Source organism: Martinezella tropici (assembly GCF_003287875.1).
Taxonomy (GTDB): Bacteria; Pseudomonadota; Alphaproteobacteria; order Rhizobiales; family Rhizobiaceae; genus Rhizobium; species Rhizobium tropici_C.
Map to the genome: position 1 here is coordinate 248,218 of NZ_QMKK01000035.1, position 13,134 is coordinate 261,351.

11 protein-coding genes are annotated in these 13,134 nt (G+C 60.5%); 7 read left to right on the plus strand and 4 right to left on the minus strand.

Annotated features, from left to right (window positions below):
* Positions 1 to 58 precede the first annotated feature (58 nt).
* Positions 59 to 985 (plus strand): pca operon transcription factor PcaQ, encoded by a 927-nt coding sequence (gene pcaQ / locus DQ393_RS14445; RefSeq protein ID WP_112342448.1) that lies wholly within the window; start codon positions 59 to 61, stop codon positions 983 to 985.
* A gap of 7 nt (positions 986 to 992) precedes the next feature.
* Here pcaQ and pobA read toward each other — a convergent pair whose 3' ends face one another.
* Positions 993 to 2,165: a 4-hydroxybenzoate 3-monooxygenase gene (gene pobA / locus DQ393_RS14450; protein WP_112342449.1), complete on the minus strand. Its 1,173-nt coding sequence runs from the start codon at positions 2,163 to 2,165 to the stop codon at positions 993 to 995.
* Positions 2,166 to 2,278: 113 nt separating this feature from the next.
* Between pobA and DQ393_RS14455 the strand changes: the two genes are divergently transcribed.
* Positions 2,279 to 3,166 carry a helix-turn-helix domain-containing protein gene (locus tag DQ393_RS14455; RefSeq protein ID WP_112342450.1) on the plus strand — a complete coding sequence of 296 codons (888 nt, stop codon included), beginning with the start codon at positions 2,279 to 2,281 and terminating at the stop codon, positions 3,164 to 3,166.
* A 3-nt stretch (positions 3,167 to 3,169) separates the two neighbouring features.
* Here the strand turns inward: DQ393_RS14455 and DQ393_RS14460 are convergent, their stop codons facing one another.
* Positions 3,170 to 3,925, minus strand: a complete 756-nt coding sequence (locus DQ393_RS14460; RefSeq protein ID WP_112342451.1) for an IclR family transcriptional regulator — start codon at positions 3,923 to 3,925, stop codon at positions 3,170 to 3,172.
* Between the two features lie 152 nt (positions 3,926 to 4,077).
* Here DQ393_RS14460 and DQ393_RS14465 point away from each other — a divergent pair, with 152 nt between their 5' ends.
* The 5 genes from DQ393_RS14465 to DQ393_RS14485 all read left to right on the plus strand — a co-directional run bounded on the left by DQ393_RS14465 (position 4,078) and on the right by DQ393_RS14485 (position 10,602).
* Complete coding sequence (locus DQ393_RS14465) at positions 4,078 to 4,785, plus strand: 3-oxoacid CoA-transferase subunit A (RefSeq protein WP_112342452.1); 708 nt, start codon at positions 4,078 to 4,080, stop codon at positions 4,783 to 4,785.
* Positions 4,782 to 5,471, plus strand: coding sequence for a CoA transferase subunit B (locus DQ393_RS14470; protein ID WP_112342453.1), 690 nt, complete (start codon positions 4,782 to 4,784; stop codon positions 5,469 to 5,471). Before DQ393_RS14465 ends, DQ393_RS14470 begins: the two co-directional genes overlap by 4 nt.
* Before the next feature lie 112 nt (positions 5,472 to 5,583).
* Complete coding sequence (pcaF, locus tag DQ393_RS14475; RefSeq protein WP_112342454.1) at positions 5,584 to 6,789, plus strand: 3-oxoadipyl-CoA thiolase; 1,206 nt, start codon at positions 5,584 to 5,586, stop codon at positions 6,787 to 6,789.
* Between the two features lie 147 nt (positions 6,790 to 6,936).
* Complete coding sequence (locus tag DQ393_RS14480) at positions 6,937 to 9,264, plus strand: cation:proton antiporter (RefSeq protein WP_112342455.1); 2,328 nt, start codon at positions 6,937 to 6,939, stop codon at positions 9,262 to 9,264.
* A 132-nt stretch (positions 9,265 to 9,396) separates the two neighbouring features.
* A complete protein-coding gene (locus DQ393_RS14485) occupies positions 9,397 to 10,602 on the plus strand; it encodes an MFS transporter (protein WP_245430357.1) in 1,206 nt (401 codons plus the stop codon).
* 41 nt (positions 10,603 to 10,643) lie between these two features.
* Here DQ393_RS14485 and DQ393_RS14490 read toward each other — a convergent pair whose 3' ends face one another.
* Together DQ393_RS14490 and DQ393_RS14495 are read right to left on the minus strand one after the other, a co-directional pair.
* A complete protein-coding gene (locus DQ393_RS14490; RefSeq protein ID WP_112342456.1) occupies positions 10,644 to 11,027 on the minus strand; it encodes an ester cyclase in 384 nt (127 codons plus the stop codon).
* Positions 11,028 to 11,071: 44 nt separating this feature from the next.
* Entirely contained in the window at positions 11,072 to 13,012 is a 1,941-nt protein-coding gene (locus DQ393_RS14495) for a putative bifunctional diguanylate cyclase/phosphodiesterase (RefSeq protein ID WP_245430358.1), read from the minus strand.
* Positions 13,013 to 13,134: the final 122 nt, after the last annotated feature.

Sequence of the window (13,134 nt, forward strand, 5' to 3'; positions counted from 1 at the left end):
CTGGTTAGGTAAAATGATATTTCTTTGCTCTACAATAACTCCGGGGTTATGAGTGAGCATGCTCGACGCACGCATCAAATTCCGCCATCTGCAGACCTTTGTCGAGGTTGCGCGCCAGAAAAGCGTGATCAAGGCGGCTGGCCTGCTGAATATCAGCCAGCCGGCGGTGACGAAGACCATCCGCGAGCTGGAAGAAGCGCTTGGTGTCGCCGTCTTCGAGCGCGACGGGCGCGGCATCCGCATCACCCGCTATGGCGAAGTCTTTCTCCGCCATGCCGGTGCCGCGTTGACAGCACTCCGACAAGGGCTGGATTCCGTCTCGCAGGAGCGCTCCGGCGAAGCGCCGCCGATCCGGGTCGGCGCGCTGCCGACAGTTTCCACGCGGATCATGCCGCGGGCAATGGACCTGTTCCTCAAGGAGGAGACCTGGAGCCGCATCAAGATCGTGACAGGCGAAAACGCGGTCCTTCTTGAGCAGTTGCGAGTCGGCGATCTCGATCTCGTCGTCGGCCGATTGGCAAGCCCCGACAAAATGACCGGCTTTTCCTTCGAGCACCTCTACTCCGAACAGGTCGTCTTCGCCGTCAGGGCCGGCCATCCGCTCCTATCGGGCAGGCAGTCGCTGTTTTCGGATCTCAATCGCTATACGGTCCTGCTGCCGACGCGCGGCTCGATCATCCGACCCTTCGTCGAGAGCTTCCTGATCGCCAACGGCGCCGGCGGATTGCCCAACCAGATCGAGACCGTGTCCGACTCCTTCGGCCGCGCTTTCGTGCGCTCGAACGACGCTATCTGGATCATCTCAGCCGGCGTCGTTGCCGGCGATGTCGAGGACGGATTATTGGCACTTCTGCCGATCGATACCACCGAGACGAAGGGACCGGTGGGCTTGACCATGCGCACCGACGCCATCCCCACCCTTCCCTTGTCGATCCTGATGCAGACGATCCGGGAAGCAGCAAGCGAGGTCGCCAAGAAGCTCTGATGCTCGCCTAAAACGGCAGGCCGACATAATTCTCGGCGAGCGCGGTCGAAGCGGCACGGGAATGGGTGAGATAGTCGAGCTCGGCTTCCTGGATCTTCTGGTCGAAATCGTTTGTATCGGGAAAGCGATGCATCATCGTCGTCATCCACCAGGAAAAGCGCACCGCCTTCCAGACCCGTGCAAGCGCGCGGGCGGAATAGGCCTCCAGTCCGGCATTCGAGCGGTCCTGATAATGCTCGGAGAGACCCGAAAACAGGTAATGCACGTCGCTCGCCGCCAGATTGAGCCCCTTGGCGCCGGTCGGCGGCACGATATGGGCGGCATCGCCGACAAGGAAGAGGCGACCGAAACGCATCGGTTCAGCCACGAAGGAGCGCAGCGGCGCAATCGATTTCTCGAAGGACGGCGCCGTCACCAGAGCCTCGGCATGGTGGGCCGGCAGCCGACGGCGCAGCTCCTCCCAGAAGCGATTGTCGCTCCAGTCCTCGACCTTCTCGTCGAGCGGACACTGAATGTAATAGCGGCTGCGCGTCATCGACCGCATCGAGCATAGTGCGAATCCGCGCGGATGATTGGCATAGATCAGCTCGTGATTGACGGGGGCCACTTCCGCCAGCACACCGAGCCAGCCGAAGGGATAGACTTTCTCGAAACTGCGGATCGCCTTTTCCGGAACCGATTTGCGGCTGACACCATGGAAGCCGTCGCAGCCGGCAATGAAATCGCAATCGATACGGTGCGAAATGCCATCCTTTTCGAAAGTCAGATAGGGCGTATCGCCATCGAAGTCGTGTGGCTGGACATTGGCAGCGCTGTAGATGATTGGAGCACCGCTTTCCTCGCGGCGGGCCATCAGATCGCGGGTCATCTCGGTCTGTCCGTAGATGACAACCCGTTTGCCGCCGGTGAGACCATGAAGGTCGATACGATGATCGCGACCGTCGAAGGCAAGCGAGAAGCCATCATGCGGCAAGCCCTCGGCATGCAGGCGTGCGCTCGCCTTCGCCTCGTCCAGCAACCGGACGGTGCCTTCCTCAAGAACGCCGGCGCGGACTCGGCCGAGAATATAATCCTTGCCGACCCGGTCGAGAATGACATTGTCGATGCCGGCCTCCGTCAGCAACTGGCCGAGCAGCAGCCCGGACGGCCCCGAACCGATAATGGCGACTTGAGTGCGCATCGTCTCCTCCCATGCGTATTTCTTGCCTCAAGTCTCTTCGGCGCGAGGCAAGTCCGCAATGGACATTTCGGTCATGAAATTGCACAAATCGAACATGGCGAGGGAGGAATGCCATGACGAAGAACGTGCCGACCTATGAACTCTATGGCGAAAATACCGGCCGAAAGCCGGATTTCTGGCTGCATTGCGAGACAATTCCCTCCCGCAGCAGCCTGCATCACTGGGAAATCCGCCTGCACCGGCATGAGAACTTTTTCCAGATCTTGTACATAGATGCCGGATCCGGTGATGCCATCTTTGACGGAATTCCCCATGCCATAACGCCGCCCGCCGTCATCACGGTGCCGCCTCGCCTCAATCACGGCTTCCGCTTTTCGCGAGATATAGACGGCTTCGTCATCACGGTGCTGATCTCGCACCTCAAAGCTTCGCCGGGCGATCGCAGCCGGCTGGGCACATGGCTTGCCGATCCGCATCTGACCTTGCTTGACACCCGCGATGAAGACGCAGCCCACGTCGCCAGGACGCTGAGACGGTTGGGGGAAGAATTTGCGAGCCACCGCAACGGCCGCAACGATCTGCTCGATGCCTATCTGACCTCGGCCTTGCTGCTGACGGCGCGCATCGCTCAGAAAGCCGATGATGAATCCAATCCGGGCGACGAAAGCGAGCGCCGCATGGAGATGCTGCAGGGCCTGATCCAGCGCCACTTCCGCTCGCACAAGCCGGCCGCCTTCTATGCCGAGAGCCTCGGCATCTCACCGGCCCATCTCAGTCGTATCGTGCGCAGCCGGACGGGGCATGGTGCGCACGAGTTAATCACGCGCAAGCTGCTGGACGAAGCGAAGCGCGAACTGGTCTTCACCTTCGCGACGGTGCAGGAAATCAGCTATCGCCTCGGCTTTGCCGACCCCGCCTATTTCTCCCGCTTCTTCATGAAGCAGACTGGCCAGACGCCGCGTGCCTGGCGCATCGAGGAGCGGGAGAGGTTGGGAATGTGATGGTTACGGCAGCACCAGCCGCAGCGCCTTCTGCGTTTCCTTCAGCAGTGGCAGAAAGCGCTCCGCCATGTCGGAAGCCGCGACATAGGCAGCCGGTGCGCCGATATTGATTGCCGCCACGGTCTGGCCGCGATCGTTTTCGACCGGCATGGCAATCGAGCAGAGGCCGATTTCCAGCTCCTGGTCGATGACGGCATAGCCCTGCGCCTTCACGCGACGAAACTCCGCCATCAGCTCCTCCGGATCGGTCTTGGTATTCGGCGTGTTCGCCTTGAGATCAGTTCGCCCAAGCACGGAGCGCGCCTCGCTTTCCGGCAGGGCCGCAAGCAGCACACGGCCCATCGAGGCGCAGAAGGCCGGAAGCCGGCTGCCCGGCGTCAGGTTGATCGACATCACCCGGCGCTGCGAGGCGCGGGCGATATAGACGACCTCCGTGCCGTCGAGCACCGAGGCTGACGCATTCTGCCCGGCACGCTCGGCAAGCTGATCGAGATGCGGCTGGATAATGGTCGGCAGCGGCGTTGCGGCCAGATAGGCGTGGCCGAGCCTCAGGATCTTCGGCGTCAGCGTGAAGAATTTGCCGTCATAAGTAGCATAGCCAAGTTCGGAGAGCGTCAGCAGCGAACGGCGCACGGTGGCGCGATTGAGGCTGGTCAGCTTCGATGCTTCGGCGATCGTCAGGCGCTGCCGCGTCTCGCCGAAGGCTTCGATGACTTTCAATCCCTTGGCAAAGCCACTGACGAAATCCGTTTCGCGCATCTTAGATCCTCGATTTTGGCATCATTTTGTGCGTTATATGAACAAATATCAAATAACGCACAAAATGATTGCCGTCCAGCCCGTGCTGATCTATTCGAAAGGAAGAGGACGGGCGCCTTGGTCCGCCCGCATTGGCAAGTGGGAGTTTGCGCATGGATAAGACAATTGCGAGCACGGCGGCTGCCGTCTCCGAGATCGGTGATGGTGCGACCGTCATGATCGGCGGATTTGGCGGCTCCGGCGCGCCGATCGAACTCATTCATGCGCTGATCGACAAGGGCCCGAAGAACCTGACCGTCATCAACAACAATGCCGGCAACGGGCGTATCGGCATCGCTGCAATGATCGATGCCGGCATGGTCAGGAAGATGATCTGCTCCTTCCCGCGTTCATCCGATCCGCGCGCCTTCACGGACCGCTATCTGGCGGGCGAAATCGAGCTGGAGCTAGTGCCTCAGGGGACGCTTGCCGAACGCATCCGCGCCGGCGGCGCCGGCATTCCAGCCTTTTATACCCCAACCGCCTATGGCACCGAACTCGCCAACGGCAAGGTCATCGCCGAATTCGATGGCCGCCATTATGTTCAGGAGCGCTGGCTCAAGGCCGATTTCGCCATTGTCAAAGCCCATGTCGGCGATGTGCAGGGCAATCTCATCTACAACAAGGCCGGCCGCAATTTTAATCCGCTGATGTGCATGGCCGCGGCCAAGACGATCGCACAGGTCTCGAAAATCGTTGCCGCCGGCGAGCTCGATCCCGAGCACATCGTTACCCCCGGCATTTTCGTCAACGGCGTCGTTGAAGTCGCCGATCCGCAGCAGGAAGAAAATCTCATTCGAGCCGGAGTGGCTTACGTATGACCATCGACACACGCGAAGACATCAAGCTCTCCAACGCGCAGATCGCCTGGCGCGCGGCTCAGGATATCGAAGACGGCGCCTATGTGAACCTCGGCATCGGCTTTCCGGAAATGGTCGCCCGCTACCAGCCTCCGGGCCGTCAGGCGATCTTCCACACCGAAAACGGCATACTGAATTTCGGCGAGCCGCCGGCGGAAGGCGAGGAAGATTGGGACCTGATCAACGCCGGCAAGAAGGCCGTCACGCTGAAGCCGGGTGCCTCCTTCTTCCACCACGCCGATAGCTTCGCCATGGTGCGCGGCGGCCATCTGGATGTCGCGATCCTTGGCGCCTATCAAGTGGCGCAGAACGGCGATCTCGCCAATTGGCGCGTCGGCTCAAAAGGCGTGCCTGCCGTCGGCGGCGCCATGGATCTGGTTCATGGCGCCAAGCAGGTCTTCGTCATCACCGAACATGTGACGAAGGACGGCAAGCCGAAACTGGTGGAGGCCTGCACGTTCCCGCTGACGGGCGTCGGCTGCATCACCCGCATCTATACGAGCCATGCGGTCATCGACATTGCCAAGGAAGGTTTCGTCGTGCGCGAAAAACTCGCCGCAATGACGATGGATGAACTGCAGGCGATGACCGGCGCGCCGCTTCATACCGATCGCCCCGTCGCCGACCTCATCGTGCCGAAGCTCTAAAGCGCGTTGCTATCTTTCAGATTTGCGCGCAATGCTTTAAGCTTATAATATTTCGTATGCCGTTGTCGCAAATCCGCTGCCCGTTTTTGCGCGCCGCCGCAGGGAGAAGACCATGACCGAAGCCTTCATTTGTGACTTTATCCGCACCCCGATCGGCCGCTTCGGCGGATCGCTTTCTTCCGTCCGCGCCGACGATCTCGGCGCCGTGCCGCTGAAGGCGCTGATCGAGCGCAATGGCTTGGTCGACTGGGAAGCCGTCGACGATGTGATCTATGGCTGCGCCAATCAGGCGGGCGAGGACAATCGCAACGTCGCGCGCATGGCAGGCCTGCTGGCCGGCCTGCCAATTTCGGTGTCGGGCACGACGATCAACCGCCTTTGCGGTTCAGGCATGGATGCCGTTATTACTGCCGCCCGCGCCATCCGCGCCGGCGAGGCTGACATCATGATCGCCGGCGGCGTCGAAAGCATGTCGCGCGCCCCCTTCGTCATTCCCAAGGCCGAAAGCGCCTTTTCGCGCAATGCCGAGATCTACGACACCACCATCGGCTGGCGCTTCATCAACCCTGTCATGAAGAAGCAGTATGGCGTGGATTCCATGCCGGAAACCGGCGAGAATGTCGCCGAAGACTATAGGGTCAGCCGCGAAGACCAGGACGCCTTTGCCGTTCGCTCGCAGGCAAAGGCTGCGGCAGCGCAGGAGAACGGCCGGCTTGCCAGGGAGATCACCTCGGTGACGATCCCGCAGCGCAAGGGCGATCAGGTCGTCGTCGGCAAGGACGAGCATCCGCGCGCCACCACGATGGAAGCACTCGCCAAGCTTGGCACGCCCTTCAAGAAGGAAGGCGGCACGGTGACGGCCGGCAATGCTTCCGGCGTCAATGATGGCGCTGCCGCGCTGATCATTGCTTCAGAGGCAGCTGCCAGGAAATACGGCCTGACGCCGATTGCCCGCATCCTCGGCGGCGCGGCCGCCGGTGTTCCCCCGCGCATCATGGGGATCGGCCCGGTTCCCGCCTCACGCAAGCTCATGACGCGCCTCGGCATGCGCCAGGAACAATTCGACGTCATCGAATTGAACGAAGCCTTCGCTTCGCAGGGGCTTGCCGTGCTGCGCGAACTCGGCATCGCCGATGACGACGCGCGCGTCAACCGCAACGGCGGCGCCATCGCGCTTGGCCATCCGCTTGGCATGTCCGGCGCCCGCATCACCGGCACCGCAGCTCTGGAACTGAAGGAAACCGGCGGCCGCTATTCGCTCTCGACCATGTGCATCGGCGTCGGGCAGGGCATTGCCATCGCGCTGGAACGCGTCTGACTTTCCAATCAGTTTTGGTCCGCCGCTCCAAGGGCGGCGGACCGGCTTGCCGTCCCGATGCCGGACAAATCAAGACGGCAATTGCCGATGCCATCTGGAACGGCAAAGGCTCTGGCGCGTTTTCCTGCTGCTCAGTGGGATCGATCCATGCCGTCACGCCAGAGAACCTCGAAAGTATTTCCTTCAAGCGCACTTACCCTTCCCATCGCCCTCATCCTATCGCTGTCGATCGCGCAAATCGCCTTCGCGGCTGATGGGCAAAAGGCCAGCCATGCCTCCGAAGGGCTGTTTCTGGCGCAGATCGTCCTGCTTGTCGTATCGGGCAGGTTGCTTGGCGAATGGATGGTGCGCATCGGCCAGCCGTCGATCATGGGCCAGATCATCGCCGGCATCATTCTCGGCCCCTCCCTTTTCGGCCTGGTGCTTCCGCATGTGCAGGCCAGCATCTTTCCCTCGGATCCAGGCCAGAAAAATATGACCGATGCAATCGGTCAGCTCGGTATCCTCTTCCTTCTGCTGCTGGCTGGCATGGAAACCGATCTCGGCCTGGCAACGCGCCTGCGCAGATCTGCTGCGGGCGTCTCGCTCACCGGCATCGCTATTCCCTTTGCCGCAGGTTTCGTCCTGGGAGAGCTCATCCCAGACGCCTTGCTTCCCGATCCCGGCAAGCGGCTCGTCACATCTCTCTTTCTCGGTACTGCGCTTTCCATCTCTTCGGTGAAGATCGTCGCTTCCGTGGTGCGTGAGATGGATTTCATGCGCCGGAACATCGGCCAGCTGATCGTCGCCTCCGCCATTATCGACGATACGATCGGCTGGGTGATCATCGCCATCACCTTCGGCCTCGCCGAAAAGGGCACGGTCGACCTTTCGACTCTGGCAACCAGCGCGATCGGCACGCTGGCCTTCATGGCCGTCAGCTTTACCATTGGCAGGCGGATCGTCTTCGAAATCATTCGCTGGACCAACGACAATTTTCGCAGCGACCTGCCGGTGCTCAGCGCCATCGTCGCGATCATGGGCACGATGGCGATCATCACCAATCTTATCGGCGTCCATACCGTGCTCGGCGCCTTCGTCGCGGGCATCCTCGTCGGTGAATCGCCGATCCTCACCCGTCAGATCGACGTGCAGCTTCGTGCGCTGACGACGGCGCTGTTCATGCCCGTCTTCTTCGGTCTGACCGGCCTGCAGACCGATCTCACCATGCTCGCCGATCCCTCCATATTGTTGCTGACGGCGGCCGTCGTCGTCATTGCCAGCCTCGGCAAGTTCGGCGGGGCTTTTGCCGCCGCCAAGATCAGCGGCTATTCGGGATCGGAGGCCCTCGCTCTCGGCTGCGGCATGAATGCGAGGGGATCGACGGAAGTGATCGTCGCGACCATAGGCCTGTCCGTCGGCGTTCTGGACGAGAAGCTCTTTTCCGTCATCGTCGCCATGGCCGTCATCACGACGATGGCGATGCCGCCGACGCTGCGCTGGGCGTTGGCACGCCTGCCGCTGCGCGACGAAGAGCGCGATCGGCTCGAGCGCGAGCAATTCGAAAGCGAAAGCTTCCTGGCGAATTTCGAACGCATCCTGCTGACCGTCGACGGCTCGCAAAGCAGCCGCCTTGCAATCTGGATTGCCGCCTTCTTCGCAGTGACGCGCAAGATGCCGGTCACCGTTCTCGACGTGCGCGAACCGAAGGAGGCCGAAAGGGAGCCGGAAATGGCAACTGCCGCGGAACCACCCTCGCAAGCCCGAGCCATTGCCGAGGATCTGCGCCAATGCGCAACCGATCTGTTGTCGTCGGCGCCACCTGACAAGGACATAGGCGCCGAAAGCGATATCCACGTCACGGCTCGGGAAAAGGATGGTGAGCTCGAAACCATGCTCGGCGACATCTCGGACAGCGGCCACGACCTTCTCTTCACCGGCATCGAGCCTTCGATGGGAGAGGACGGCCGCTTCAGTGAGACCCTGCAGGTCATGACCTCGGCCTTCAAGGGAACCTCCGCCATCGTCACTGCGCGCGGGGCGTTACCGGAGCGCCCCCAAGATCTGCGAATCCTGCTCCCCGTCAGCGGTACGGAGCGCTCCGTCAGGGCGGCGGAATTCGGACTTGCCGTTGCCAAGGCGGCAAACGCTCATTGCGCCGTGCTGCTGATCGTCGAACCACGGCAGGCAAGAGCCATTCCGCGCATCAGCGACCGCGGCAGCGATAATTGGGAGGTTATGAAGACGGTCGGCGCGATTGCCGACTACTACGGCGTCAAAATCGAAAAAGTGGTTCAGCAGGGACCTTCGCCTGAGCTTTCGATCCTGCGCCATGCCCGCAGCGGAAAATATAATCTGATCGTGCTCGGCGTGAGCAAGCGGGCAAGCGGCAGCCTTTCCTATGGTGGCGTCGCGGACACTCTCCTGCAGACCGCCGACAGATCATGCATTTTCATCGAAACCGACCTGGCTTCTTCGCAGATAGTTCGCGAATAGCCCGGTCTCGCGATGCCGGGCCTCGAAACCGGGATAGATCAAGGGAATCAATAAAGGGCATCAGCACTATTCATTGTTCGGCCGCTACGCCGTAGGCCATAGTGGCCGGCAGCGCGACTTTTTCAGAGCTCGATGATGTCCGAACTGACCCTTTCGCATAACCATGAAGAAGCCGATATGCGGGAGGGGTGGAAAGTCGTTGCCGCCACCCATGCTCTGACAGCCGTGACGTTCGGAGCCGCCTATTCCTTTTCCGCCACGTTCCCTGGGCTTGCCGCAGAATTTAGTGCCTCTCGCGGCGAGATCGCTTTCGTCTTCTCCATTTCCGCTTTCCTTTTCTACTCCCTGGGGGCGATTGCCGGACCGCTTGCCGATAGATGGTCGCCGCGCAGCCTGGTTCTTCTGGGGTTAGCCGCTATGATCCTTGGCTATATAGGCGCCACTCGTGCCGGCTCTCTCCTATCGCTTTATATCTGGTATGGCTTTGGCATCGGGTTTGGGATCGGCCTGTCTTACGTTCCAGCCCTTGGGGTTGTGCAGTCCTGGTTCATCCGCAAACGAAGTCAGGCCTCGGGCATTGCGACAGCGGGCATTGGCATCGGCACCCTCGTTCTGCCTTTCGCAGTCGGCCAGGCACTTCCGTCCATCGGTTGGCGTGGATGCTTTGTCGCCCTCGCATTCATGCTTGCGGGTTTTGGCGTGCCGGCTGCAATTGTCATGCGCAAAAGGCGCGATAATACCAATCCGACCTCGCCTCAGGCGAACAGCCATGCAAATGCTCTCGCCATCTGGCGCGACAGCAGATTTCGCCTTTTCTATATCATGCTCATCCTGTCGTCCTTCTGCACCTTCATTCCCTATGTGCATATCGTGGCAGCCACCCTGGATATGGGCCTCTCGCTTCAAGATGGGACGGTTCTTGTAAGCCTCATCGGCGTGGGTAACGTCATCGGGCGCTTTTTTCTGGCCGGTCTCGGCGATCGCCTCGGCCGCCGCCGGCTCTTGGCATCGCTGACATTCGCGGTCGCAGCCTCGTTCGCCCTGTGGGCATCGGCAACTGGCATGATCCAGCTGGCATTGTTCGCGTTGACTTTCGGCATGAGCTATGGCGGCTGCGTCGGGCTTTATCCGGCTGTGGCCGCCGATCTGTTTGGGACGCGCCATATCGGCGCTGTCCTCGGATATCTCTATACGGCAGTGGGTATCGCGGCCTTGATTGGCCCAACGGCCACGGGTGTCATTTTCGATCACACCGGCAGCTATTTAGGTCCTATTGCCGTCAGTGGCCTGGCCGCCTTCATCGCCGGTTTCATAGCGTTGCGCCTTGATCATAAGTAGCTCTGCCATCGGCGGCCGTTTCCGAACCTGATCGTCAAGATCTATAGCTGAGCCGCAATGGCAGCCTTGTCGATGATCGACCAGACGCTGCGGATCCGAGCGTCCCGAAACTCGTAGAAGACGTTCTCCGAAAATTGGACCCTCCTGCCGTTCACCGGCATGCCGAACAGCATCCCCTTTGGCGTACAATCGAACTGCAGGCGGCTGGCGACATGCGGCGGCTGGCAAATCAACAGGCTAATGTCGAAACGGAGGTCGGGGATTGCCAGGAAATCGCCCGCGAGCATGTTGCGATAGCCGGATAATCCGACATAGGCGCCGTTGTAGTGAACATCCTCATCGACAAACCTGCCAAGGTTTGGCCAGTCTTGCCGGTTCAAACAGGCGATATAATTTCGGTAGATCTCGGAAAGGTTGACGCTCATGACGCTGCTGCCTTTGCGGTGACGCTGAGGACCAGCACCGGCGCTCAGGCCGATGCCTGCCAGCGTCGGTGTCCCGCACGGCGGACCACGATCGGATGCTTGAGCGGCGGTGCGGGCCTGCCGATATGGTACCCTTGAACGGCATCGATGCCAAAGGATTTGACGAGATCGAGCTGCTCTTCGTTCTCGACCCCTTCGACAAGAATGCGATGCCCGCGATTGCGCACCAGGCCGATGATATCTTCGAGAAGGATCTTGGCGCCGTCGCTGTTTGTCGCGTCGTGAAGAAACGATTTGTCGATCTTCACGGTTTCGAATTCCATCAGGCGAAGCCAAGATAGACCGGCAAAACCCGTGCCGAAATCGTCCAGCCAGAATTTGATACCGAGCCTCTTGAGGTCCTGGACGCTGTCGAGCACGTCGGGGCGTATTTCCATATCGACGCCCTCGGTGATCTCGAACGCAAGCCTGTGCCCGGAAACGCCGGTTTCGGCCAGGATGGCGGCCACCTGTGCCGCAAAGCCCGGCGCACGCAATTGGATCGGGGAGACGTTGACGCTGACCGTTTCGACGACGTCGCGGGATAGCAGCTCGCAGCATGCCCTCCTGATCGCCCAGTAGCCCAATTCGATGATGGCCCCCGTTCGCTCCGCTATCGGAATGAAGATCGCGGGGGAAGAGCTCGAGCCATCGAGCAATTGCAGGCGCATCAGGGCCTCATAGGCGCCGATTTCCCCCGTCTCGAGATATTGGATCGGCTGATAGACCAGAGAGACAAGGTTCTGCTGGATGGCGATCTTCAGTATCGCCGCGATGTTCTCGCTGGCGTCACCACCCGGAAGCTCGTTCGGATCGAATATTCTGGCGCAGTTGCGGCCGCTCGCCTTTGCGGAATAAAGGGCGCGGTCGGCTTCATTGATGACATTTTCCAGCTTGGTGCCGGCTGCATCCCTCGTGACGGTCGCCCCAACGCTGACGGTGACGTGCTGGAAGCCGTCGAGCCGCTGGGCATGAACGATATCCAGCGCCTCGATCCCCTGGCAAATGGCTTCCGCCAACGCCAGTGCGTCCGATCCGCGCTCAAGATCGAGGATGACGATGAACTCTTCGCCGCCGTATCGTCCGACGGTCGCACCCAGAGGCGCCACGATATCCGACAAGGCATTGGCGACCGTGATGAGGCAATGGTCGCCTTCCTGGTGCCCATAATAGTCATTGTATTTTTTGAAGAAATCGACGTCGACCAGCAGGACCGCAAATGCCACGCCATCCTCACGCCAACGCTCCCAGAACTGCTTGAGCCTTATATCGGCCGCCCGGCGGTTTTCCATTCCGGTAAGGGAGTCGGTAATGGACAGGCGCAGAAGCGCCTCGCCGCGTTCCGCCGCCTGGCGCTGCTGCAGTTCGGCTTCCCTGGCATTGAGAAAGACGTTGAAACGCTCCTTGTTCAATTTCCAGTTCACATAGGCGGTGAACACGAAACAACAGAGATAAAAGGTCGTAAAGGCCAGGCAATAGGCCGGGCTGTAATGGAACTCGGCAAGCGATAGCAGAAAGATGGCGAAGATCATCCCCGATGACGCAAGAGCGAGAGCAAATTCGAGGCTGAAGAACAGATTGACGCCCATCATGAAAATGGCGCCGAAGGCGGCGTAATAGGAAAAAGCCTCGGCATTGGCAGTCTGCAGCGTCGGCACGAGCCACACGACATACCCGAAGACCACGGCGCTCGCGCATGTCGTCTCAAGCTCTCCGGCGCGACGCTGGCGCGCAAACTGGATCTCCAGAACAAGGAGCGAGACGCCGCCGATGAAAAAACGCGCCGGAATCGTCACATGGGAGACATCGGGAGTGAATATCAGGTCGGTGATCAGGAAAAGAATATAGACCGGCACCGCAAGCCAAAGGCCGCTGCGTGCCAGGGTACGACGCGCCTCGTTGCCATAGTCCTTGTAGAGCGCACGAAGCTCGGCAGGATTGCTCATCAAGCGAGCCTCTTTCCAGCCAAGACCGCTTCCTCCCGACAATCGACGCATACTCATCATCACCCGAGTTAGCCGAGACTTCATGTCCACCGCTTTACCTTTGCGTCGCTCGACTGAACCAA